General features: G+C 65.0%; 16 protein-coding genes. 11 read left to right on the top strand and 5 right to left on the bottom strand.

Features of this window, described 5'->3' with window-relative positions; genetic code table 11:
- Positions 1 to 30: 30 nt before the first annotated feature.
- Positions 31 to 468 carry a DoxX family protein gene (locus BHD07_RS04275; RefSeq protein WP_018094077.1) on the bottom strand — a complete coding sequence of 146 codons (438 nt, stop codon included), beginning with the start codon at positions 466 to 468 and terminating at the stop codon, positions 31 to 33.
- 235 nt (positions 469 to 703) lie between these two features.
- Between BHD07_RS04275 and BHD07_RS04270 the strand changes: the two genes are divergently transcribed.
- Together BHD07_RS04270 and cyaD1 are read left to right on the top strand one after the other, a co-directional pair.
- On the top strand, positions 704 to 1,408 hold the full coding sequence (locus tag BHD07_RS04270) for a Crp/Fnr family transcriptional regulator (protein ID WP_018094076.1): 705 nt from the start codon (positions 704 to 706) through the stop codon (positions 1,406 to 1,408).
- A 61-nt stretch (positions 1,409 to 1,469) separates the two neighbouring features.
- Complete coding sequence (gene cyaD1 / locus BHD07_RS04265; RefSeq protein WP_338277923.1) at positions 1,470 to 3,341, top strand: adenylate cyclase CyaD1; 1,872 nt, start codon at positions 1,470 to 1,472, stop codon at positions 3,339 to 3,341.
- A gap of 37 nt (positions 3,342 to 3,378) precedes the next feature.
- Here the strand turns inward: cyaD1 and BHD07_RS04260 are convergent, their stop codons facing one another.
- Positions 3,379 to 3,993 carry a FecR domain-containing protein gene (locus tag BHD07_RS04260; RefSeq protein ID WP_338277921.1) on the bottom strand — a complete coding sequence of 205 codons (615 nt, stop codon included), beginning with the start codon at positions 3,991 to 3,993 and terminating at the stop codon, positions 3,379 to 3,381.
- A gap of 197 nt (positions 3,994 to 4,190) precedes the next feature.
- On the opposite strand from BHD07_RS04260, the gene BHD07_RS04255 reads away from it, so the two are divergent.
- The 9 genes from BHD07_RS04255 to BHD07_RS04215 all read left to right on the top strand — a co-directional run bounded on the left by BHD07_RS04255 (position 4,191) and on the right by BHD07_RS04215 (position 13,866).
- A complete protein-coding gene (locus tag BHD07_RS04255) occupies positions 4,191 to 4,664 on the top strand; it encodes a sel1 repeat family protein (protein ID WP_338277919.1) in 474 nt (157 codons plus the stop codon).
- Between the two features lie 111 nt (positions 4,665 to 4,775).
- Positions 4,776 to 5,582, top strand: coding sequence for a 2', 3'cyclic nucleotide phosphodiesterase SpdA (gene spdA, locus BHD07_RS04250; protein WP_338277916.1), 807 nt, complete (start codon positions 4,776 to 4,778; stop codon positions 5,580 to 5,582).
- A gap of 58 nt (positions 5,583 to 5,640) precedes the next feature.
- Positions 5,641 to 5,955, top strand: a complete 315-nt coding sequence (locus BHD07_RS04245; RefSeq protein ID WP_100669707.1) for a YkgJ family cysteine cluster protein — start codon at positions 5,641 to 5,643, stop codon at positions 5,953 to 5,955.
- Positions 5,956 to 6,137: 182 nt separating this feature from the next.
- Positions 6,138 to 9,839 (top strand): trifunctional transcriptional regulator/proline dehydrogenase/L-glutamate gamma-semialdehyde dehydrogenase, encoded by a 3,702-nt coding sequence (gene putA / locus BHD07_RS04240; RefSeq protein ID WP_338277911.1) that lies wholly within the window; start codon positions 6,138 to 6,140, stop codon positions 9,837 to 9,839.
- Positions 9,840 to 9,960: 121 nt separating this feature from the next.
- Positions 9,961 to 10,545: an IMPACT family protein gene (locus BHD07_RS04235; protein ID WP_338277908.1), complete on the top strand. Its 585-nt coding sequence runs from the start codon at positions 9,961 to 9,963 to the stop codon at positions 10,543 to 10,545.
- Positions 10,546 to 10,629: 84 nt separating this feature from the next.
- On the top strand, positions 10,630 to 11,616 hold the full coding sequence (locus BHD07_RS04230) for an aldo/keto reductase (RefSeq protein WP_338277906.1): 987 nt from the start codon (positions 10,630 to 10,632) through the stop codon (positions 11,614 to 11,616).
- Positions 11,617 to 11,638: 22 nt separating this feature from the next.
- Complete coding sequence (locus BHD07_RS04225; RefSeq protein ID WP_338277903.1) at positions 11,639 to 12,070, top strand: DUF1810 domain-containing protein; 432 nt, start codon at positions 11,639 to 11,641, stop codon at positions 12,068 to 12,070.
- 464 nt (positions 12,071 to 12,534) lie between these two features.
- Complete coding sequence (locus tag BHD07_RS04220; RefSeq protein WP_338277901.1) at positions 12,535 to 13,212, top strand: methyltransferase family protein; 678 nt, start codon at positions 12,535 to 12,537, stop codon at positions 13,210 to 13,212.
- 183 nt (positions 13,213 to 13,395) lie between these two features.
- The gene (locus tag BHD07_RS04215) at positions 13,396 to 13,866 is read left to right on the top strand and encodes an aminoacyl-tRNA deacylase (RefSeq protein ID WP_018094065.1); all 471 of its coding nucleotides are present in this window, start codon (positions 13,396 to 13,398) and stop codon (positions 13,864 to 13,866) included.
- A 46-nt stretch (positions 13,867 to 13,912) separates the two neighbouring features.
- On the opposite strand, the gene BHD07_RS04210 is transcribed toward BHD07_RS04215, so the two are convergent.
- The 3 genes from BHD07_RS04210 to BHD07_RS04200 form a co-directional block, all read right to left on the bottom strand.
- Positions 13,913 to 14,410, bottom strand: a complete 498-nt coding sequence (locus BHD07_RS04210) for a hypothetical protein (RefSeq protein ID WP_338277899.1) — start codon at positions 14,408 to 14,410, stop codon at positions 13,913 to 13,915.
- 772 nt (positions 14,411 to 15,182) lie between these two features.
- Positions 15,183 to 18,377: a DUF7933 domain-containing protein gene (locus BHD07_RS04205; RefSeq protein ID WP_100669713.1), complete on the bottom strand. Its 3,195-nt coding sequence runs from the start codon at positions 18,375 to 18,377 to the stop codon at positions 15,183 to 15,185.
- Between the two features lie 333 nt (positions 18,378 to 18,710).
- Complete coding sequence (locus BHD07_RS04200) at positions 18,711 to 24,599, bottom strand: hypothetical protein (protein WP_338277893.1); 5,889 nt, start codon at positions 24,597 to 24,599, stop codon at positions 18,711 to 18,713.
- Positions 24,600 to 24,647: the final 48 nt, after the last annotated feature.

Below are 24,647 nucleotides of genomic sequence, written 5' to 3'. Positions count from 1 at the left end.
GCGGGTTCTTCTCGATCAGGGGTGCCTGCGTTAAGCGGCGACCGTGTTTCCGGTGCGGGCATCGAGCGAGAGCGCGCCCGGGCCGAAGCCTGCCAGCACCAGGAAGGCACCGGCGATCGTGATGTTCTTCATCATCATGATCTGGTTGAAGACCGTCAGCAGCCCGTTTGCAGCCGGCGGGAAGTCCGGGACGTTGATTGCGCCGCTATGGAAGACGAAGGCGGTGACCACGCAGAAGGCGGCGAGCAGATAGGATGCGATGCGGGTCTGAAAGCCGACGAGGATAGCAAGACCGGCAACGAGTTCGAAGAGACCGGCGAGATAGGCGAGCGCCGTTGCGGCTGGCCAACCGGCACCGGTGATCATGCCGGCCGTCGCCGACGGGTCGGTGAGCTTGCCGAAGCCGGAGGTGATGAAGATGATCGAGAGAAGAATGCGCCCGATGAGCACGATGACATTCTGGGACATGCGCAAGGCTCCTGTTGGAAAACGTGTTGGCAGCAGAGATAACAAGATTTTCGAAATCCTCTAGCCGCCCACCCGGCGACAGATCGTTCACAATCTAGAGACGGAATCGATTCGTCGTCAACTGATGCCTTACCGCTTTGGCTTCGGTCGGCCGATCGAGCGCTTTTCTGTTGCAAGATGAGGCAACAGAGTCAAAACTCCCCGACGCGTAAAGGGGAACGCAGGGGTAACCGCAATGGCTGAAGTCATCCGGAGTTCCGCCTTCTGGCGGTCCTTCCCTATATTCGAAGAGTTCGACAGCGAAACCCTGTGCGAGCTCTCGGGCATCGCCAGCTATCGCAAATGGTCCGCGGGCACGGTCATTTTCCAACGCGGCGACCAAGGCGACTACATGATCGTGGTGGTTTCCGGGCGCATCAAGCTTTCGCTGTTCACGCCGCAAGGCCGCGAACTCATGTTGCGGCAGCACGAGGCAGGGGCGCTGTTCGGCGAAATGGCGCTGCTCGACGGACAGCCGCGATCAGCGGATGCGACGGCCGTCACCAACGCCGAAGGCTATGTGATCGGCAAGAAGGATTTCCTCGCCCTCATCACGCAAAGGCCGAGGACCGCCGAAGCGGTGATCCGCTTTCTCTGCGCGCAATTGCGCGACACGACGGACCGGCTGGAAACCATCGCGCTCTACGATCTCAACGCCCGCGTCGCCCGCTTCTTCCTGGCGACGCTTCGCCAGATCCACGGCAGCGAGATGCCGCAAAGCGCCAATCTCCGGCTGACGCTCAGCCAGACGGACATCGCCTCAATTCTCGGAGCGAGCCGGCCGAAGGTGAACCGCGCGATCCTGTCGCTGGAGGAGAGCGGCGCGATCAAGCGCGCGGACGGCATCATCTGCTGCAATGTCGGCCGCCTGCTGAGCATCGCCGATCCGGAGGAGGATTGATGCCGCTCGCCTGAAAGCGGGCGGTTTCAAAAACTTGGAGCGGTTGAGCGTAAGGCCGAGGATGCATCACCGCATAACCCCGCTTTCCGGAGGGATCATCGCCAGCCTCGCCGTGGCGCTGCTGCTCTATCTCTCTGCCGGAACCATCCTCGACACCCAGCGTGAGCTCTTTTTCGATAATCTCACCCAATGGGTCCCCTCGCCGAGGTCGCCCGACATCATCGTCGTCGACGTCGATCGCAAGGCCTATGAAGCGCATGGCGGCAACTGGGACAGGGCCGCAACCGCCGATCTGATTACACGCCTGGCCGCGGCCGGGCCGAAGACGATCGCCGTCGATTTCGTTTTCAGTTCCGCCTGCGACCCGGCTTCGCCCGCAAACGCCGCGCTCGCCGCGGCGATCGGCAGGGCACCCGCGGCCCTCGGCTTCCTGGCGGCCGACCGCGTTCTCGAACGGCCGCGCCCAGTGCCGCCTCTGGCCCTCCGGCGCCAGCTGGCCGTCCCCGCGCAGTGGTTTATCGAAGGGGCAGAGACCTCTTGCCCGGCCTTCATGGACCGGGCGAGGGCTGCGACGGCGGCTTTTCTCGTCGGCGACGAAGACGCGCGAGTCCGGCGCGTTCAGGCTTTCGCCATACTTGGCAACGATGCCTACCCGGCGCTCGGCATCGAAGCGGGGCGGCTTGCCGCCGACAGCAGTACGCCCGTTCTCGGCGGAGAACCCGCCTGGCTGAGGCTCGATCACGCGATCATCCCCCTCGACGAGAACGGCAACCTGCGCTTCCCTGCAAGTTCCGAGGAGGCGATCGCCGCCCGCACGGTCTCTGCGGCCGAAATCCTCGCCGGTCGCTTGGAGAAAGGTCGTTTGGCGGGAAGGCTCGTCTTGATCGGCAGCAGCATGCCGAGCCTTGGCGGCCTTCGGCCCACCGCCTCCATGCCGCTCCAGCCGTCGGTTCAGATCCACGCTGATGTTGCCAATGCGATCATGACGGGGTTCGTGCCCTACCGCGGCAGCAATCTGCCATTGATCGAGGCGGTCTTCGCCTTCGCAGCGGGAGTCGCCGCAGCATATGCAGCAACCAGGCTTCGCCCGATGGCATCCCTTATGCTGGGCGCTGCGACGGTGCTCGCCGTCATCGCCTTTGCCGGTGCGATCTATGCCTCCACCGGTTGGCTCTTCGACGCGGTCGGCACATCATTGGCACTGGTTGCGGTGCTCGTCGTCACCAGCGCATTGCAGTTTGCGCGCACGCGGCGCGCAGAGGCGATCGCCCGGCGGAAATTCTCGCAATATCTGCCGCAGTCCGTGGTGGCGCGCTACATAGACGAGCCCGATCGCGGGCGCATGGCCGGCGAGGAACGCCCGGTGACGGCGCTTTTCACCGATATCGAGGGTTTCTCGACACTTTCGCAAAAGCTTGCTCCCCGCGAACTCGTGGCCCTGCTCGACGTCTATTTCGCCGAGGTGAACGCGCTTGTCGCCGGGCATGGCGGCATGGTCGACAAGGTCGTCGGGGATGCCGTCCACGCTCTCTTCAACGCGCCAGAGGACCTGCCCGACCATGTAGACAAGGCGATCGGCTGCGCCGCGGCGATCCATGTACTGACCGAGGAGATGCGCAGACGTGCGCAATTTGCCGAACACGGTTTCGGCAGGACGCGCATCGGCATCGAAACCGGGCCGGCGGTACTGGGAGAGGTGGGCGCCGGAGGGAAGCTCGACTACACCGCCCATGGAGATGCGGTGAACCTCGCCGCTCGCCTTCAGGAGGCGAACAAGTTTCTCGGCACCGCCATCTGCATCGGCCCGGCGGCGGCTGCGCAGTCGAAAGCGGCGCTCAGATCCCTTGGACGCCACGATATCAGAGGCTTCGGATCGATGGAGCTGTTTACGGTAGCGAGCAATGAGCTGAACAAGCACCTTCGAGCGGAATGAGGACAGCCACCGCAGCGCGGGATGCCGGCCATCGCCCCTACCTCAACCCGACGCTCGCATAGGCCTGACGAATCCGCACCTCTCCCCAGCGCGTCGGTTCGCTGGGAGCGGCGCCCGGGCGGCTGATATCGACGCCCTGGCCGGCCGCAACTGTCCGTGTAACGCCGCCGCCCTGAACGGACACCACGCCATGTTCAACGAAGACCGCGAACGCCGCTCGGCTCGGGCCGCAGAAGAATTTCGTTCCGCGAACGCCGATCATGCCGAAGGCGGTGCGCACCGCGACGTCCGTCTTGGGCAAGCCTTCGGGCCGGTCGAAGACCATCCGGCCCAGTCCCAGCTCCAGCGTCCCGCCCTGGCCGGCGATGTAGCTGTCGATCAGGAGTTCCGTTTGCGGCCCCAGCAGGATACGCGTTTCGCTGAGGGCGAGATCGGCGAAGCTGTTGCTGCTCGTCAGGACATAATCCTTGTCGAGAACCGCGCCGCCGATCGCCAGCCGTTCCTCGTCCCCGCCCTGCCGACGGCGGACGTTGCCGCGGATCTTTGCGGCCTTGCCCACGACCGGAGCTGCTGCCGTCGAACGGCCGCCCGATACGGCGGCAAGCAACACCCCGCCAAGAAAGATCCGTCTCCTCACGTCGAACTGCCGCATCGGCTTCTCCGCTGGGTTTCGCAGCGCTCCCTGTTCGGCCTCCGGCTCCTGACGAGGATAGACCGAGGCGTGCCCGATGCAAGGCGCATCTTGGGGTCTGCCTGAACTCACCGTTTCATCGCCTTCGCCGCTGTTTCCCGCGGAACAGATACCGGGTCGGAGCGACCCTAGAATGTGCGGGCAAGAGGGAGCGCACCATGACGAAATACGTTGAATCGAGCCTTCGCACCGGCCTGTATCATCTGCTTGCGGCGGCCGTGCTCCTGCCCCTCTTCGCGACCATGCCGTCCGCGGCGCGTGCAAGCGATCTCACCGCCGCCGAGCAATGCGACCGCGAGGCCGGTAGCGAATTCGATCCCGAACGCAACAGGGCTTTCCCGGCCGTTGCGACGCAGAACATCCGCATCGGAGTGGCGCTTTCCGCCTGCCGCGAGGCCTATAATCAGAACGGCGGCGCCCGGACGCAGTTCCAGCTCGCACGCGTTCTCGACAGGGCTGGACAGAAGCTGCAGTCGGCACGAATTCTCGCCGAAGCCGCCGCGAACGGCCACGCTCTGGCAATGGCAAGCTATGCCCATCTCCTCGCCGAGCGCGGCATGGCCGGTAAGTCCTCCGGCGATTTGCTGACCGTCCGGCGCTTCGCGCAGGCAACCGCGGACCGGTTGCAGTGATGGGGGCGGCAGTCCGGTCTTCCGCATAGGTCCGACCCGCCCGAAAATGCCGCTTGACGCCTGCGAGCAGGCGCAGGAGCGTGACCCGTGAGACATCAACGCGGGACGCACATGACGAAGCTCATCATTTTCTCCGACCTCCACATGGTGCCCGAAGGCGAGACGATCATCGGGCTGGACCCGTATCGGCGGCTCGCAAACGGCATCGCCCACGTCAACCGCTATCATGCGGATGCCGACCGGGTGATCTTCGCCGGCGATCTGACGCATCGGGCGGACCGCGCTTCCTACGAGCGGCTGAAGGCCCTTCTCGGCGAACTCACCCCACCGGCGGCGCTCATGATCGGCAATCACGACCGGCGCGAAGTGTTTCTCGACGTCTTCGCCGAAACGGCGACCGACGCGAACGGCTTCGTCCAGCAGGTGCTCGATTTCCCCGATTGCCGCGCGATCCTGCTCGATACGCTGTTTGCACCGCCCTACGACTATCCGGTGAGTCACGCCGGTCACCTATGCGACAGGCGGCTTGCGTGGCTCGGCCGGCAACTCGAAGAGACCGGCGGCCGGCCGGCGCTCGTCTTCATGCACCACCCGCCGCATGTCAGCGGCTTTGCCGGTATGGACATGATCCGCCTCATCAACGAAGACGACTTCTACGCCCTGGTGAAGCGGCACGGCAATGTTCGTCATATCTTCGCCGGTCATGTTCACCGCACCATCAGCGGCTCCAGTCGCGGCATTCCCTTCTCGATCTTCAAAAGCCCCGTGCACCAGCAGCCGATGCCCTTCGACACGGCGGACGCATCTCTTTCGGTGGACGAGCCGGCGGCCTACGGCATAGCGCTGGTGACCGGCGACGGCGTGCTCGTGCATACGGAAGACTACGAGATAGCAAGGCGCGACGCGGTGGGGGCGTGACCTTCCGGCGCGAGCGGCAGGCATTCCGGCGCCACCCGCTTCGTGATAGGCTGATGCCATGAGCCATTCCGTTCCCGCCAATCAGAATTTCGACTGCCAGAGCTGCGGCGCCTGCTGCGCCTATTCGGCCGACTGGCCGCGTTTTTCGCTCGAGACGGAGGAAGAGCTCGAGCGCATACCGGCAAACTATGTGGCTGCGGATCTCGGCGGCATGCGTTGCGAGAGCGGCCGCTGCACGGCGCTCGAGGGCAAGCTCGGCCGTTCCGTCGCCTGCAAGGTCTACGATATACGCCCCATCGTCTGTCGCACCTGCATGCCGGGGGATGACGAGTGCCTGATGGCGCGGGAGCAACTTTTCGGGGCTGCATGCTGACTTTCGTCCGGAACATTCGCCTGCACTCCGTATAGTTCTCCCTTTGTCTTGCCTGTCGTGGAGAAACATTCGGCCATAATGCTAATTTGCCGGATGGATGTTCGGCGATGGCACGCGTATTTTCTGCCACGACATCAGGGCGTCGATAGCGCCCGCTACCGTTCCGTGGAGGACAGCGTTCAATGAGCCCGAGCCCGCTTCAAAAAACCCCCGTCGAGGTCGCCCCGGCGCCGTTCGCCGACTTCGCACCGCCGGTCCGGCCACAGAGCACACTGCGCCAGGCGATCACGGCCGCGTACCGCCGCCCGGAAACGGAATGCCTGCCGCCGCTTCTCGAAGCGGCCACGCAGCCGAAGGAAACGCGCGACGCGGCCGCACGAACAGCCCGCAAGCTGATAGAAGCGTTGCGCGGCAAGCACAGCGGCTCCGGCGTCGAAGGCCTGGTGCAGGAATATTCGCTTTCGAGCCAGGAAGGCGTGGCACTCATGTGCCTTGCGGAAGCGCTGCTGCGCATTCCCGACACGGCGACGCGTGACGCGCTGATCCGCGACAAGATCGCCGACGGCAACTGGAAATCGCATCTCGGCGGCAGCCGTTCGCTCTTCGTCAATGCCGCGACCTGGGGCCTCGTCGTAACCGGCAAGCTGACCTCGACGGTCAACGACCGCAGCTTGTCGGCGGCGCTCACACGTCTCATCTCGCGTTGCGGCGAGCCGGTGATCCGGCGCGGCGTCGACATGGCCATGCGGATGATGGGCGAACAGTTCGTTACCGGCGAGACGATCCAGGAAGCGCTGAAGCGTTCGAAGGAACTCGAGGAAAAGGGCTTCCGCTATTCCTACGACATGCTCGGCGAGGCGGCGACCACGGCCGCCGACGCGGAACGGTATTACAGGGATTACGAGAGCGCCATTCACGCGATCGGCAAAGCCTCCGCCGGCCGCGGCATCTATGAAGGCCCCGGCATCTCGATCAAACTCTCGGCGCTGCATCCCCGTTATAGCCGCGCGCAGGCCGCGCGCGTGATGGGCGAACTGCTGCCGAAGGTCAAGGCGCTCGCTCTCCTCGCCAGGAATTACGATATCGGCCTCAACATCGACGCCGAGGAAGCCGACCGGCTGGAACTGTCGCTCGATCTCCTCGAGGAGCTCTGCCTCGACGGCGAGCTCTCCGGCTGGAACGGCATGGGCTTCGTCGTGCAGGCCTACGGCAAGCGCTGCCCCTTCGTTCTGGACTTCATCATCGATCTCGCCCGGCGCTCCGGGCGACGCATCATGGTGCGGCTCGTGAAGGGCGCCTATTGGGATGCCGAGATCAAGCGGGCGCAGCTCGACGGGCTCGCGGATTTCCCGGTCTTCACGCGCAAGATCCACACCGACGTCTCCTATATCGCCTGCGCAGCCAAGCTGCTTGCCGCGACCGATGTGGTCTTCCCGCAATTCGCGACACACAATGCCCAGACGCTCGCCGCCATCTATCACATGGCAGGCAGGGACTTTCAGGTGGGCAAATACGAATTCCAGTGCCTGCACGGCATGGGCGAGCCTCTTTATGAAGAGGTCGTCGGCCGCGGCAAGCTCGATCGTCCCTGCCGCATCTATGCGCCTGTCGGCACCCATGAGACGCTGCTTGCCTATCTGGTCCGGCGCCTGCTCGAAAACGGCGCCAATTCCTCCTTCGTGCATCGCATCAACGACCCGAAGGTTTCGATCGACGAACTGATCGCCGACCCCGTCGAAGTCGTCCGCGCCATGCCGGTCGTCGGCGCCAAGCACGACAGGATCGCCTTGCCGGCCGAGCTCTTCGGCGATGCGCGGACCAATTCCGCCGGGCTCGACCTTTCCAACGAGGAAACGCTTGCGTCGCTTACGGAAGCGCTGAGGCAAAGCGCGGCCATGACGTGGAGCGCCGTACCGCGGCTCGCTACCGGTCCCGCTGCCGGCGAGACGCGCACGGTTCTAAATCCCGGAGATCATCGCGACGTCGTAGGCTCGGTGACCGAGACCTCGGAAGAGGACGCACGGCGCGCCGTGCGCCTTGCCGCCGAAGCGGCGCCGGATTGGGCGGCCGTCCCGCCGTCCGAACGGGCCGCCTGCCTCGACCGCGCCGCCGAGCTGATGCAGGCCCGCATGCCCACGCTTCTCGGGCTGATCATCCGCGAGGCGGGCAAATCGGCGCTGAACGCCATTGCCGAGGTGCGCGAGGCGATCGATTTCCTGCGCTACTATGCCGAACAGACGCGGCGCACGCTCGGCCCCGGCCACGGGCCGCTCGGGCCGATCGTCTGCATCAGCCCGTGGAACTTCCCGCTGGCGATCTTCACCGGGCAGATCGCCGCCGCGCTCGTGGCCGGCAATCCCGTGCTCGCCAAACCCGCGGAAGAGACGCCGCTGATCGCCGCCGAAGGTGTGCGCATCCTGCATGAGGCCGGCATCCCGGCAAGCGCGCTGCAGCTTCTTCCGGGCGACGGACGCGTGGGTGCGGCGCTGGTCGCCGCAGCCGAGACTGCAGGTGTGATGTTCACCGGGTCGACGGAAGTCGCGCGTCTGATCCAGGCACAGCTTGCCGACCGCCTTTCGCCTGCCGGCCGGCCGATCCCGCTGATCGCCGAAACCGGAGGCCAGAATGCGATGATCGTCGACTCCTCGGCGCTTGCCGAGCAGGTGGTCGGCGACGTGATCACATCCGCCTTCGACAGTGCCGGCCAGCGCTGCTCGGCGCTGCGTGTGCTGTGCCTGCAGGAGGATGTGGCCGACCGCATCCTGACGATGCTGAAGGGCGCGCTGCACGAATTGCATATCGGCCGCACCGATCGTCTTTCCGTGGATGTCGGGCCGGTCATCACGTCAGAGGCGAAGGACAACATCGAGAAGCACATAGAGCGGATGCGCGGGCTCGGCCGCAAGGTCGAGCAGATCGGGCTTGCCTCGGAGACCGGAGTGGGCACCTTCGTGCCGCCGACGATCATCGAACTCGAGAAGCTTTCCGATCTTCAACGCGAGGTCTTCGGGCCGGTGCTGCACGTCATCCGCTACCGGCGCGACGATCTCGACCGGCTGGTGGACGACATCAACGCCACCGGCTATGGCCTCACCTTCGGGCTCCACACGCGCCTCGACGAGACGATCGCGCATGTGACGAGCCGTATCAAGGCCGGCAACCTCTACATCAACCGCAACATCATCGGCGCGGTGGTGGGCGTTCAGCCCTTCGGCGGGCGCGGTCTTTCCGGTACCGGTCCCAAGGCCGGCGGTCCGCTTTATCTCGGCCGCCTGGTTAGCACCCCACCGGTTCCGCCGCAGCACAGCTCGGTGCACACGGATCCGGTCCTTCTCGATTTCGCCAAGTGGCTCGACGGCAAAGGCGCGCGCGCGGAGGCCGAAGCGGCCCGCAACGCCGGCAGCAGCTCGGCCCTTGGCCTCGACCTGGAACTGCCCGGCCCGGTCGGCGAACGCAACCTCTATACCCTCCATGCGCGCGGCCGCATCCTCCTCGTGCCGGCGACGGAGAGCGGGCTGTACCACCAGCTCGCCGCCGCGCTCGCGACCGGCAACAGCGTCGCGATCGATGCCGCCTCCGGTCTGCAGGCTTCGCTGAAAAACGTGCCGCAAACGGTTGGCCTGCGCGTCTCCTGGTCAAAGGACTGGGCCGCCGACGGCCCCTTCGCCGGTGCGCTGGTCGAAGGTGACGCCGAGCGCGTCCGCGCCGTCAACAAGGCCATCGCCGCCCTGCCCGGCCCGCTCCTGCTCGTCCAGGCCGCATCGAGCGAGGAAATCGCCCGCAACCCGGACGCCTATTGCCTGAACTGGCTCGTGGAAGAGGTTTCCGCCTCGATCAACACGGCGGCAGCCGGCGGCAATGCCAGCCTGATGGCGATCGGCTGAGCGCTCCGATTTGCCCCTCCCCAGCCCTCCCCTTGTGGAGAGGGGTTGGGGAGGGGTGACCTTGACGATGACGGTGCGCCATCCGTCCGCTATGACCGCTGGAAGAATCGGGACAAAGCGGATGTTCACGCTCCAACGCATCGAGACCTCGACACAGGAAATCAAGAAGAGCCGCTTTCTCGCGATTGCCGGGCCGATCGAGGACGAACCGTCGGCCAAGACCTTCATTGCCGCCCACTCGGACACTGCGGTCAATCACAATTGCTGGGCCTGGCGGGTCGGCCAGAGCTATCGCTTCAGCGACGACGGCGAGCCAAGCGGGACGGCGGGCAAGCCGATCCTTGCGGCGATCGACGGCCAGTCGCTGGATCGCGTCGCCGTCGTCGTGACGCGCTGGTTCGGCGGCATTCTGCTCGGCAGCGGCGGACTGGTCCGTGCCTATGGCGGCACGGCGGCGCTCTGCCTGCGGGCGGCGGAGAAGATCGAGCTCATCGAGCGTCAGCGCGCCGAGATCGCCTGCGACTTCGCCGATCTCGCGCTCATCAAGGCGCGGCTGGCAGCGCGCGGCGTGTCGATCGCCTCCGAGAGTTTCACCGGCACCGGTGCGGTGCTGTCGGTCGAGATACGGCAAGACGCATTAGACGACGTGCTCGCTCTGGTGAGCGATCTCAGTCGCGGCAAGGCGCTCGTGACACTCTGCGACTGAGCTTTCATCTGCGCCACTCTCGTCATAGTTATGCCAACCACCCGGAGCTGAAGTTCCGGCAGCACAATGGATAGGATACATTCGATGAAAACAAGGATCTTGGGACGAACGGGCGCCACGATTTCGGAGATCGGTTTCGGCGCCTGGCAAATCGGCGGCTCCTGGGGCGACGTCAGCGAGGAGGATGGCAAGCGCGCGCTCAATGCCGCCCTCGACAGCGGCGTCACCTTCATCGACACCGCAGACGTCTATGGCGACGGGCGTTCCGAAAACATCATCGCCGCGGTGCTGCGGGAACGGGGCGGGGAGAAACCATTCGTCGCCACGAAGGCGGGACGCCGGCTCAATCCGCACGTGGTGGAGGGCTATACAGGCGGCAATATCGAGGCCTTCATCGACCGCAGCCTCGCAAATCTCGGCGTCGAAACGCTTGATCTCGTCCAGCTCCACTGCCCACCGCCGGAGGTCTACTATCGGCCCGAGGTCTTCGGCGCGCTCGATGGGCTGGTCACCAAGGGCAAGATCCGCCATTACGGCGTCTCGGTCGAGAAAGTCGAAGAGGCCCTGAAGGCTATCGAATATCCGGGCGTCGCCACGGTCCAGATCATCTACAACATCTTCCGCCAGCGGCCGCAGGACCTATTCTTCGCCGAGGCGAAAAAAAAGAATGTCGGCGTCATCGTGCGCGTGCCGCTGGCGTCCGGCTTGCTTTCGGGCAAGATCGGCAAAGATACGGTCTTTGCTCCAGACGACCACCGCAACTTCAATCGTGACGGCGAAGCCTTCGACGTCGGGGAGACCTTTGCCGGCGTGCCCTTCGACGTGGCGCTGCAGGCGGTCGACGAGCTTCGTACGCTGGTGCCCGCCAATGTGCCGATGGCGCAATTCGCCTTGCGCTGGATCCTCGCGCAGGACGCCGTTTCCGTCGTTATCCCCGGAGCCCGCAATGCCGCGCAGGCGCAGTCGAACGCCGCCGCCAGCGCCCTTGCGCCGATCGACGGCGCGACGCTCGCGGCAATCGAGGCGCTTTACGAGCGGCTCGTCAAGGTTCATGTTCATCAGCGCTGGTGATGGATGAACCGGTGAGAGGGTGATGACGAGGGAGGCATTCGATCTCGAACGCTTCGTCGCGGCGCAGGAAAGCACCTATCCGGCTGCTCTTGCGGAGCTTCGTGCCGGGGCCAAGCGGACCCACTGGATGTGGTTCATCTTTCCGCAGACCGCCGGCCTCGGCCATTCGCCGACGGCCCAATTTTATGCGCTGTCGGGCCTCGGCGAGGCGCGCGCCTATGTCGGACATCCGCTTCTCGGCCGACGTATTCTCGAATGCACGGAAGCGGTCAATGGGGTCAGGGGGCGCACCGCTCTTGATATCTTCGGCCGGCCGGACGATCTGAAGTTTTGCTCATCGATGACGCTCTTCGAAGCGGCGGCGCCTGATGTCGACGCCTTCACCCGGGCGCTCGACCTTTACTTCGACGGCGTCCGGGACAAGAGGACGATTGAGATTCTCGGGAAGAGCTGAACCGCGCTCAAAACGATGCGGCCGCTCCCTGCGACAGGACGAGCAGGAACAGCACCGCACAGACCGTCAGGCCGGCGATGATGAGCATCAGTTCCTTCATCATATAGCGATACATCGCGTCCCTCCTTTGCGGACGGCGAGTGCTGCTCCAGCACCGCACGTCCTGTTCGACGTGCAAGGGGCTGTAGTGCTTCGCATTGCCGCATGCCTTGATCCTGAACCGGTCAAGGCTCAAGCGAAGGTGCAGCGGATCTAATATGGGAATCCGTTATGCGGCTTTAAGTTCCGCGCGAAGCACAAGTGTGTGAACGCCGGCGAGCGCCCGATGGAACGTCGCGCGCGCCCCGTTCAATCCCACTTCACCCGCCTGAGATGAGAGTTGCGAGCGCTGGCCGGAACACTATCTCCAGGAGTCCATCGCTCTAAAGCGCCCTTCATCGCACAAACTATGCAGGAGCTTGCTCATGCTTGTCAGGCTGACCGTACAGACGATCGTCTGGTTCGGGTTCATCGGAGCCGTCCTCTTTCTTTCCGCCGGAACGCTCGCCTGGCCAGCGGCGTGGAGCTACCTGTTCCTCATGCTTGCGCTTTCGTTCCTCGTCGGGCTGCTCCTTGCCCGGCACGATCCCGCGCTGCTCAAGGAAAGGCTGGCTCCCCCAATCCAGGAAGGCCAGCCCCTGGCCGACAAGGTGCTCCTTTCGGTGATCCTCCTGTTCCTTGTCGCCGGCTTCGCCTTCATGGCGCTCGATGCAGCGAGATTCAAATGGTCTTCCATGCCGGTCTGGGTGCAGGCTCTGGGTGCGCTGCTCCTCGTCCTCTCCATCGGATTCAGCTATCGGACATTGCGCGAAAACAGCTTCGCATCGCCGGTCGTCAAGGTGCAGACGGAGCGTGCGCAAAGCGTGATCACCACGGGACCCTATCGTTACGTCCGTCATCCCTTCTATACGGGCAGTATTCTCTTCGTCGCCGCAACCTCTTTGTTCCTGGGCTCCTGGTGGGGGCTGCTCGTGGCACTCGGACTGGCGGCATTGCTCGCGATCCGGGTCGGCATAGAGGAAAAGGCGCTGCGTACGGGGCTCGCCGGCTACGATGCCTATGCGGAACGCGTGCGCTACCGGCTCGTGCCCTACGTGTGGTAGCAGACCCGGCCGTTGGCCGTTGACTCCTCCGATGATGAGAGGAGAATGTCATCTTCCGCGTCACTACAGTGCCCCGCGTCCTGCCGGACGCCCGAAAGCTGCTGTAGCACTTTGAAGCGCTGCATTTTTTCTTGAGTCTGAACGGCGTGGGAAGACTGCAGCAGGATAGGAGAGGCGCCTACGATGACGATCGCCAGGAGACTTCAGGACTATATCGACAGCGAAGGGATCACCTACGACACCCTCGCGCATCACCGTACCGCAACCACCAGTCAGACTGCCGAAGCCGCCCATGTGCCGGGCAACAGGCTCGCCAAATCCGTGGTCGTTCACCACGAGATGGGCTATGCTCTCGCCGTCGTTCCGGCCACGCATCGGGTCGAGCTCTCCACGCTGCAGGACGTCATGAACCGCCGTCTCGGCCTCGCCTCGGAGGAGGAGGTCAGCGAGCTCTTCAACGATTGCGAGACCGGAGCCGTCCCGCCCATCGGGGAGGCCTATGGCGTGCCGGTCATTCTCGACGAGAGCCTCGACAGGGCAAACGACGTCTATTTCGAGGGCGGCGACCACAGGACGCTCGTGCATATGAGCGGCACCAATTTTCGCAACCTGACGAAGGATGCGCGGGTCGCCCGGTTCAGCCACCCGTCATGATCCGTGCAGCGGCACAGGCAGACCCGATGCCGCTCAGCCTTCTTTGCTACTGCCCGACCTGCACGCGGTAGACGGTGACCAGGGTTGCGCCCGGCGCGAGGGCTTCCGCAAGCCGCCAGCGGATCTGGCGGTAATCCGATGCCTCGGCCACGACGCGGCTCTTCGTCCCGTCTGCCAGAACGACCGTCTTATAGGCCGGGACACTCTGCCAGGATTCACCCTCGATCAGCACCTCGAAAGCCGCCTTCTGCGAAACCGCCAGACCCGCATCGATGAACGAGGTGTTGGCCGGGATCGGCCCATTGATGATCAAGCCGGAAAGCGGTTCCTTCGACACGTTGCTGTAACGTCCCGTATATTGCAGGAGATCACCCGGAGCAGCCGCATCGGCCGACGAAAAGGTCTCCTTGCCGTCCTCCCCGGTCTCGACGCTTTGCGCTGCAAGGCTGGCCGACAGCGGCGCCGCCTGTTCCTGCGCGAGCACGTTCCACGAGGCCAAGGAAAGCCCGGCCGCCAAGAGCGATGATATGATCCAGTGCCTCACAGTGCCTCCGTCCGAAACGCCGTCCATCTGCCGGCTGCAGAATGGCAATACGACGCACGATCTGCCGCATGGTCTGGGCGCCGATCGCTCCCGGCCAGCGTGAATTTCACACCCGCTTAGGCCACGAAAGGCCGCTTATGAGCAAATAAGACTGTCCCCCGCGCCGCCACTTGTTTGCTTTCCTCATTCCTGTGCTTGTCACAGGAATCGAGGCAGACCAAGTCCTTGGGCTGGAAAGGCTCTTGCGCGCCGCAGACGCGGCGCTGCTGGATCCCTGTGACGAGCACAGGGATGAGGTGGAGAGGGTGCGGCCCCTCGGCGCGCTTCATAAACCGTGAAGATAGCGAGGCGACACGACAGGTCCCGGGTCACGCCCGTATACAGCGTCCCGCTTCGCTTCGATGCGAGATGTAGACGTAATCTTTCATTGCTGCACGGGTTGACCATTCCCTCGCACATTCGCAAGCGAAAGTCGTAGTCGCCGCACGTCCCCGTCCCTCATTCCTGTGCTTGTCACAGGAATCCAGCCAGACCAAGTCCTTGGGCTGAAAGAACGCTTCCCGCGCCGCAGACGCGGCGCTGCTCTCATCCCTGTGACGAGCACAGGGATGAGGTGAGGAGAGATTGCAGTCCTCCGAAAAGCACTTTGAGCTGCTGCATGTTTTTGTCCTTTGATCGGCTACGATCAAAGGACACATGCAGTGGCGCACCGTCGGTACTCAAGGAATTCAAACGCATCGCCATGCGTGCCGACAAAACCGCTCAACTGGCCTTAGTTCGCGATCCTGACCTCGAATGCGACATTGCCGGTGGCGCCGGGGCTCATGGTTCCGGTGCAGTCCCAGCGTAGCGGACCGGCATAGCCGCTCACACCTCCGCCGGCCGGAACGGTCAGGGCGCAGCTCATGCCCGATGGCGCGACGGCGGCACCGGGCGGACCGGAGAGCCTGGTATAGGCCGGCGTCTCGTCGTGGATCGAGAGCTCGGACACTGCCTCTGCCGACGGGTTGGTGAAGGCGATCCGGTATTCGAGGATGTCGCCGGGCGCGCCGGCCGAGGAGACCGCGAAGCCGCTGGCGGACGTGACGTTGCGCACCCGCTTGACCAGGCTGATCGTGCCGGCTGCCGGAACCGTGAGCACGTCGTGATCGGTGAGCGGGGCCAGCGACGCCAGCGTGCCCGAAAGCGCCGTGCCGGCGATCACGTCGTATTCGAGGGCGGCGCCCCCGGCCGTACCGGCCGACGCCTGCACCCGCACGATCAGACACACCTCCTCGCCCGCGGCGACGCTGACCGCTCCGGCCGCCGCGGTTTCGCCGCTGTCGAGCGTTCCCGAGCAGTCTTCATCTCGAAAGAGCGTGTAGGTGAAGGCGGACAGAGCGGGCCGGCCGGTGGCATTGGCGATGGAGAAGCTGGCCGTCGCCGCGGTCGTCGCCGTATAGCGATGCGTCAGAAAGACCGTGCCCCCCGGCGCCACCGTCGCCGCGCCGTCATCAGCAAGTCTCGGCTTTTCGATGACGCCGAAAAGGACGGAATGATAGTCGGTCGTGGTATTGTGGGTGAAGGCGACGGCATCGTATCCGGGCGTCGCGACCGTGCCGCCGGTATTGCCGGGCCCGCCACTGACCCCGGCAAGCTCGGTAACCGGATCGCGCACGACGCAGACGCTGGCTCCGCCGGCAGGCCCGGCAAGCGGCAGCGAGAACGTGCCGTCGCCGGCCGTAACCGTGCCGGCATAGGTGGTGGCCCCGCAATCGGTGAAGCGGACAGGAATGCCGCCGAGGCCTGCCTCGCCGCCGTCCAGTGCGACGTTGTGGGCGGTGCCGCCGCCGGTGCCGTCGTCGCGGATGACCTGGCCGGAGAGAGTGAAGCCGACAAAGCGGTTGGTGAAGCTGCAGACGAGCCTGGCGCCGGCCCTGGCGTTCGCCGCCGGGATCACCAGCGTTCTGCCGTCGGCAACCGAGCCTATGACTTCACCCCGGGGATTGCCGGTTTGCTGCCAGTTCTGATCCTCGCAGCGCGCCGAGCCCAGCCGCCACCCGGGCGGCAGGGCCTCCTCGATCGCGGTCGGCACGTCCGCGGCGGCGAGCGTGACCGGATTTCCGATCACCGCGGTCCCCGGCGCCGACGTCGCAAGGCTGTAGCTGCCGTCGGTCGGAAAGCCGTTGTGGTTTGCCGCGGTGCCTTTGAAGGTGAACGTCCCCGTACCGCCCTCGGAGATCTTCGCGATCGTCACGACCGGCGCGACGGGCGTGACGCCGAGGCACTGGTCGGTCACCGTGTTTGCGAGATTGGCCGAGATCGCGGTGATGTTGCCCGCACCGTTGGTCGTGCTCTCATCGGCGCAGGAGGCCGGGCCCTGCGATGCCGCCGTCGTGACCTGTGCCGTCACCGTGCAGCTGCTCGGGCCCGCCGTCAGGCTGCCGCCGCTCAAGGTGACCGTTTTGCCGTCGGCGCTGCCGGTGACCTTGCCACCGCATTGCGAGTCAGCCGGTGCACTGGCGAGCGTCAATCCACTCGGCAGCGTGTCGGTGAAGGAGAGCCCGGTCTGCGCGCCCGAACCGCTCGGGTTGGTCAGCGTGAAGGTCAGCGTCGTCGCCTCGCCTTTCTTGATCGAAGCGGCGCCGAACGCTTTGGTCAGGGAGGGTGTCAGCCGGATGCTGACACACTGATCGGTTACGCCGTTCGCGAGGTTGGACGAAAGCCCGGAAAGGTTGCCCGGACCGTTGGTGGTGCTCTTATTTGGGCACGATGCCGGGCCCTGCGACGCCGCCGCCTTGACGGTAGCGGTAATTGTACAGCTGCTCGGCCCCGCTGCCAGACTGCCACCGCTGAGGCCGATCGTGCTGCCGTCGGCGCTTCTCGATACCTCGCCCCCGCACTGGGATGCCGCCGGCACGCCGGCCAGTACGAGACCGCTCGGCAAGGTATCTGTGAACGTGAGCCCGTTCTGCGCGGCCGCACCTGTCGGATTTGTGATGGTGAAGGTCAACGCAACGTTTTCGCCTCTCTTCACCGAACTTGCCGCGAAACTCTTGGAAAGAGACGGTTTCAGCTCGACGATCTCGACATAACCGTCGGCGCCGTCCTTCCACGTTCCGGAACTGACCGACGTCAGACTCCAAGAGATCGTTTCGAACAACCCGGCCTGATTGAGCCGGCACGAACCTCCACCCTGCGAGGGAGTGCCGTTGTTCGACGCGTTGTAGGTGTATCCGCTACCGGCCGAGCCTCCGGTATAGCCGCCGCCGCCGCCGCCACCACCGCCGCCGTTTTTCGGGTTGGTTGCGCCGTTTTCGCGATCAATGGCCGACGCGCCGTTGCCCGAACTGTTGCAATTGTTACTCAGGGTCGGAGTCCCGGCGTTCCCGCCGTGTTCCGGGTCGTAGGCGGTGTTGGCGTAGTCGGCTCCGGCACCACCGCCACCGCCACCGCCACCACCGGCCCTCAAAATGACCGTAGCGCCCAATGCCAGCGAAGTGCCGCCACCACCACCGCCGCCGGGTGAGCCACCGGCTAAAGTCGCGGTGCTCCCGCCATCGCCGCCCCGCCCCGTGCCAGTGCCGCCGCTTCCTCCTGTTGAAATTGAGCCGGCTTCGCCGCCTTTGCCGACCGTGACGCTGATGACGGTGCCAGGGACGACGTTCACAATCGCATCGATGATACGCGCGGCCCCGCCGTTGCTGTCATCGGTTCTGTTAAAGTCGTCACCCGTGCCGCCGACGCCGCCGACCACCCGTACCTTCACGCGGGTCACGCCGGGCAGGACCGGGTAGGTGTGGGATCCGGGACCGAAGGTCTCTGCCTGGGACGACGTCACGAGTGCCAGAAAACCGACGGCGGCGAGTGCCGCGATCGCACATGCAGAGACCACCCGCGCCGCGCCCCCCAACCAGGAGCCCGGCGCACGGCCCTCCCTTGCGGCAAAGCGCGCCAACCGGGGGACAGCTGCGAACCCCGCGATCATATCAGAACCCGCCCGCTGCCCGGCAACGTCTCACGGAAGCAGGCGAAATATACCCGGGAGCCATCATTGACGAGAAAGACCGTTGCGCTTTTGGCAAAACGGGGCAGAGAGATCATCAAGAATTGCTTTCCTTCCGCATGGTTCATCCGGTTCGCGATCCTGACCTCAATTCCGACGTCGCCGGTGCCGAACTGCTGGCGCGCGCCGGTCCGCCGGGCGCTAGAAGCTGCGCCGAGGCGGCAATCGCCCACATCGTTGCCCCCATATGGTATCCGTCTGCAGCGGGACGGGCGGAGGCTCTCGCCCGGAGCCGGTTTCCGAGTGCCCGGAGCATCACCTGCTCTCCCCTTCGACCGGCACCGTCAAACCCGCACGGTCGAAAAAGCCCCAGAGCGAATCGTCGAGCTTGATCGAGAGCCGGATATAGGGGCCAGCCGTATAAATTTCGGAGACGCTCGAGGCATTCACCTTCGTAAGGTTATAGCCTGCAGCGAGGACCACGTTCTTCGCCGGCACGAAGCCGATCTCCGCTCCGACGCCGCTGTGGCTCTGACCGGTGAGGGGATCGTAGAAGAGCGTGCCGTTGAAGCCCAGCCGCAGGCGCAGCTCATCCTCCAGTTCGAAGTCCCGCTCGACACCCGTTTGCGCGAGGAGGACGAAGGTGTCACCGGTCACGTCGCCGACCGACTTCGCCTGGAACTGCCCGGCCTGTTTGGTTGTGATGCGCGTATCCGTGCCGAGCGCCCAGGAACCGGCGGCCGACCAGTAGGCCGTGTCGGCATCGATATCGGTGGCGAAGTCGCGCTCCACCCTGATGCCGCCGAGGAACAGGGCGTCGATGCTCTCCTCGTCTGGCCTGAGCGCGGCGCCGATGCGCAGGTGATCGCGCAGGCGCTGTTGCGTGTCGGTGTCCGCCGTGGCCAGGCGGTTTTCGACGGCCCAGGTCCACCCGCCGGCCCGCTGGCTCCAATATTGCTGGCCATAGGCCGTATAGCCACCGTCCTTGAAGGACAGTTCGGCACCGAGGCCAAGCCGGGCGTTTCCGTCGCGGAGCGTTGCGAGGTAGCCGGCCGCAAGCGTGGTCTGCGGCGTGTCCTCGTCGTCGTCCACGCCGAAAGGCAGCCCGATCAGTTCGTCGAGATCGTAGGGCTGGAAGCGCTCGATGCTCGCATAGACGCGCGTGTCCTCGCCAGCGATCCAGCCCGGCAGATCCCAATGGCCGATCTCCCAGTCGCCGGCGACACCGCCCGCGAAGCCGGTCTGCGAACCGCCGCGCATCTCCCCAAAAGTCTTCACGTCGTCGTTGAGACGGTATTCGACGCCGGTCTTCATCGTTCCGGTCGCACCGTCGGCGCTTGAGAAATCGAGAAATTCCGATCCGCTCGTAGCCCAATCGACGCCCGTATAGACCTTCACGCGCTCGTTCACCTGATAGGATGCCTCCAGGAGAGCACGCAGATGCGAGAAGTCGGTGAGGTCTGCCTCGACCTCGCCTTTGAGGGCCACGCTGGGCAGGGCAGCCGGGCTCCACTCGGCTCCGAGAACGCCCGAGGGAACGGACCGCGGCTCCTCTCCGTCGCCCGGCTCGAGGCGGACGAAGCGCATGCCGGCCGAGACGGTAAGCTCGGGATTGATCATCCAGCTCGGCAGCACCTCGACACCGAAGCGTTCGTTGCCCGAAGGCATCTGCTGGTCGTAGAGCGCCGACGTCGTGATCTTGAGGCGGGGCGAGACGTTCCAGTCGGCCGACACGTTCACCTCGGCACTGCCGGGGGAGAGAGACGAGCCCTCGGCGAAATCCTCGTCGGCCCGGGCGGCGCCTACGCGGAGCGTGACACGCTCTCTCTTGACCTCGTAGCCGAGGCGCGAAGCAAGGCCGGTTTCGCCATCCTTGTCGACGGTCTGCGCCACCTCCACCTCGGCTTTTCCATAGGCGCCGAGATCGGCCGACACATATCCCGCGCGCACGGTGCGGCGATCGTCGAAGCTGCGCTCCGCTTCGGAGCGTATTTCGCGGTAACCGACGGCGATGCGGTCGTTTACCCTGTAGCGCGCCTCTCCGGCATAGACCCAGTAGGGGTCACCGTCCGTCTCGAGTTCGTAGGTGACGCGGATGAAGTTCGGGTTGCCGTCGCCGTCGAAAGCCGGGACCGGCGCATTGAAGATGATCGAGTTGCCGAAATAGTCCAGCCGATAGTCGTCGAAGCGCTTGAGGAGCACGGTATCGACGACCACCGAGGGCTGGCGCCGGTCGCGCGTGATCACCTCGACCTGTTCCGAGCCTTCCGCATAGCCCGTCAGATCCAGATCGTAGGGACCCGACAACCCCTCGGCGCGGAACTCGCGTATGACCTGGCTCTGATCCGTTCGCCCGGCGAAGAGATCGATGGTGACGGGACCGGCTTCGACATGGGCCCGGGCACCGGTCAGCAGCCTGCTATGGGAGCCGAGCTGAAACTCGCTCGCCTGCGGAGAGATGTCTATGTCCCCGTAGAGAACGTAGTTGAGACCCTTCTCGACTTTCACGTAGAGCCGGGAGCGGGACTGGGCGTCATAGCCGCGCTCCGACGCGTCGCCGTAAACGGGATAGTATCGCTCGGGATCGATGTCGCGGAACAGCCGCTCCTCGGTATCGAGATCACCGTCGTAACGCAGCGTCAGCAGAGCATCGCCCTTGATCTTGCCCTGCAGATAGAGCTCGCCGTCCACGCCGGTCGTGACGCCGTCGAAGCCCTCCAGTCCCGTGGCGGGCTCGACGCTGCCGGGCAGCCGGACCACGCCCTCCACGACACCGGCGATGATCCTCCTGCTGTCGTCGGCCAGAAGCTTGACCTCGGTCTCGAAGCGGCCGAGGCCGTTGCGCACGGCGATCCTGTGCGTGCCGGAGAGCGCCGGCGGATAGTAGTCGACAAGTGCCTCCCCCTTGTCGACGAAGATCTGAACCCCCGGCTCGTTCGTGCGGATGTCGTCGGCTCCCCACCGGCCCTGACCGGACGCCTCGAGCGTCACGTCCATGGAGGCCTCGGTGGCCACGCCCTCGGCATCGACGAAGCGGATCAGGACCGGGATGGGCGAGGCCGGATCGGCGAAGGCGGCGGGCGGCGCGACGAGTTCGATCCTCGCCGGGCGGCCCGCCGCAAGGACCGTGATTTCCCTGCGCCCGCGGACATTGCCGAAAGGATCCGAGAACGTGGCCTCGAGCGTGTTGCGGCCGCCTTCGAGACGGACCGCGACATATTCAGCCGCCTGAACGCCTCCTGCCGAATAGACGACGCGCTGACCGACCTGTCCTTCGGAAACCGGCTTGCCGTTGAGGTTGAGCCCGAGCTTGCCCTCAGCCGGCCCCTTCACGCGGATGGAAACGATATCGCTGTTGAGCAGGCTGTCGGACTCCAGGTCGAGAAAGCCGAGCTCGGCGGACAGTCCTTTGATCTCGGCCTCCAAATCGCGCGTGCGTTCGAGAGCCAACGCTTTCGGCGTGCCGGTGTCCGCGGCCGCGGGCGGCCTGCCGTTCTCGGACCGGTCCCGCGCGACGATCTGCGTTTCGGTGTTCTTCGTCGCTTCGCCGCGGGACGACGAAAGGCGCCCGAAGTAGTCGACCCACTCCTCGCCCCCGAGTTCCAGCCGTTCCGGAACCGGAGCATTCCCGTCCGGATCCACATTTTCGGCATAGGCCTGCCTGCGGGCTTCGAGTTCGGCGAGAACCTCGTCGCGGCTGACCCCCTTTCGGGGCGTGACCGCGAAATATTCGCTCGCCACCTGCCCCGGCAGCATGCGCAGATAGCGGCTGCGGGGGCTCAGCGCGTCGCGCGCCGACGTCGAGCGGGATTCGACCGTCGCCGGCAGCGTGGCCGTCGAAATGGCGACGACATGCGCCCCGGGGGGCAATCCCGGCATCGAATATTTCCCTTCGATGTCGGTCACCACGCTCGCCCCGGTCGAGAATTGAAGCTTGACGCCCGGAATTCCGGGCTCCGCATGCTCGAGAGCGCCTTTCGCCGAATCCCCCCCGGCCGGCAGATAACGGTCCTGCCGCCCGTTTTCGTTGAAATCGATGTAGACTTTGCCGAGGACGACACCCTCGTCGCTGAAGACGCCGCCGTCGCGTTCGATGCGCACCACGGCGCGCGCATCATTGGAACGCACGGCCCCCCTGCCGGCCAGATGACCTGACGCATGGGCGATATTGGCGAGTTGACCGCTGGCAGTCGGGTCGACGACCGCCATGTAGGTCAGCGTCACCGCACCGTTGGGTCCGACGAATCCGACGTCGAAAACGAGGTTCCGGCCCGGAAATCCCGAGACCTTGACGGGTTTGCCGTCGAGGCGGAGCGTGCCTTCCAGGTAGGTGATGCCCTTCGGCAAACCGGCGTGGATGAAGGCGTCCAAAAGTCCAATGCCGGTGGTGTTGGTCAGGGTGAGCGTATAGACCAGAATGTCGCCGGGCGCTGCGATGGCTTGGTCGACCGACTGTTCCAGCCGCAGCGCCGCGGAGCCGTCGGGATCGACCGGAATATCGACACCGGTGAAGGGGCCCGTCGTCTTGAACGGCCGCCCGTAGGAGGCATCCGGGTCCAGGTTGCGGCCCCAGGCGGGAAAGGTCGTTCGCGTCGAGGGGAAGGCCAGTCCCTCGGGCGGCAGCACCTCGATCCGGTACGTTCCTGCAGTGTCGGCAGCGCTCACGACGTAAAAGCCGCTCACATCGGACACGGTACGCTCTATCTCGGCGCCGGAGGCATTGCGGATTATGACGGTTGCGCCGGAGACCGCCGCGTTGCTGGCGGAGTGAAAGACAAAACCGCCGGGATTGACGGTAAGTACGGCGGATACGTTTTGGCTGCCGCAGGTGGCGCTTGCGGACGCCTTCGTGCTCCGGTCCCCGGACAGGATGTTATCGCCCTCCACCGCCGGCAGCACCCGCTGGATTGGAATGAGCGTGGTGGTGAAAAGGCCGGTATTCGACCCCGTTTCCGTCGCCAGCACCGTCTCGAGATCGGCCTCCGGATCGGTGCCAATTCTGATCGGAATCCGGTCCACACCGTCCGTGATGTTGCACGCGGCCGCATCCAGCTTCAGCCGCACGTTGCTGTCGAGCGCCGCGCTCGTAATCGGCGTTCCGTCGGGTGCCGTGTAGGTCAGCGTGGCGCTGCCGCCCTCGACGGGTGTCTTGACGAGATTGGAACTTATTTTGACCCAGTCGCCACCGACCTTCTGCCAGGTGGAAGCCGTATTGAGGATCGCGCCCGGCTGGATGTTCCCGGCGACGGCGACCTCGAATTCGAGGTTGGCGGAGAAACCGGCCGGATAATCGCCCGCCCTGAAGAAGGCGACCGCGTCCACCTTCGACCTATCCCCGGGGGGCGCCTTCACGTAGCTGTGCTGCGGCTGTCCTTCGATATGATAGAGTCCGATGAAGCCGCCCGTCGCCGACACCGCGGTGACGCGGGTGTTGAGCGGCCGCGGATCACGCACCAGAACGCCGGACGCGGGCGACCCGTCCACCCGGATGGCGTTTCCCTCTATCTGCGAGTAGCCTGGGGTGGCAATGACGCCGTTGTTTCGCAGCCGCAGGCTATAGCGAAGCGTACCGCCGGCCGGGACTTCGTCGCGGTTGGCCGATTTTTCGAGAACGAGGCCCGCGGAGGAAATGACCGCCATGCCGGTGGCCGCGCCGGCAGCGTCGCCGTCTCTTGCGCTCAGCCGCACGCCTGCCGTGTCGCCCTCCTCCCCGGCAGCCGGCGTTTCGAACTGCACGATCACGGGTAGCTCGGTGCCGGCTGCGAGCTCGATCGCCATGTCGGGCGTGAGTTCCCACTCGCCCGGGTCGGCGGCGCCGTTGCGATTCTGGTCTATGATGGCGGCGACCTCGGCGAGGTCGGCATCATCGCCGGAAAGCTGCTCTGTAACTGCCGACGGACTGACCGCCACGTTTCCGACATTGCGGATGTAGAATGCGAACTGACCGATCGAACCGGGTGCCAGATAGACGGTCTGATCGAAGACCGTTTCGATGCTCTTCACCTCTTTGACGCGGGTGATCACGATATTGGTCGATACGGACTCCTGAATGCCCAGCTGGGCGTTGAAATACGTAACGCTCGCCCGCGCCTCGATCCGGGCCGCGGCGGGCGGAGGGGCGGAGATAGCGGCAGCCGGGAACATCGAGGCAAGCGCCGCCAGGACGACGATAAATCTGCCAAGTGCCCGATACGTTACCGGCATTGTCTTTCCGATTGTCCTCATGCAGCGACCTTCGAGCGGACGGGACCG

Origin of the sequence: Sinorhizobium sp. KGO-5, assembly GCF_036245905.1 — a bacterium.
GTDB classification, from domain to species: domain Bacteria; phylum Pseudomonadota; class Alphaproteobacteria; order Rhizobiales; family Rhizobiaceae; genus Sinorhizobium; species Sinorhizobium meliloti_A.
This window is presented reverse-complemented; position numbering and strand designations above follow the sequence as displayed.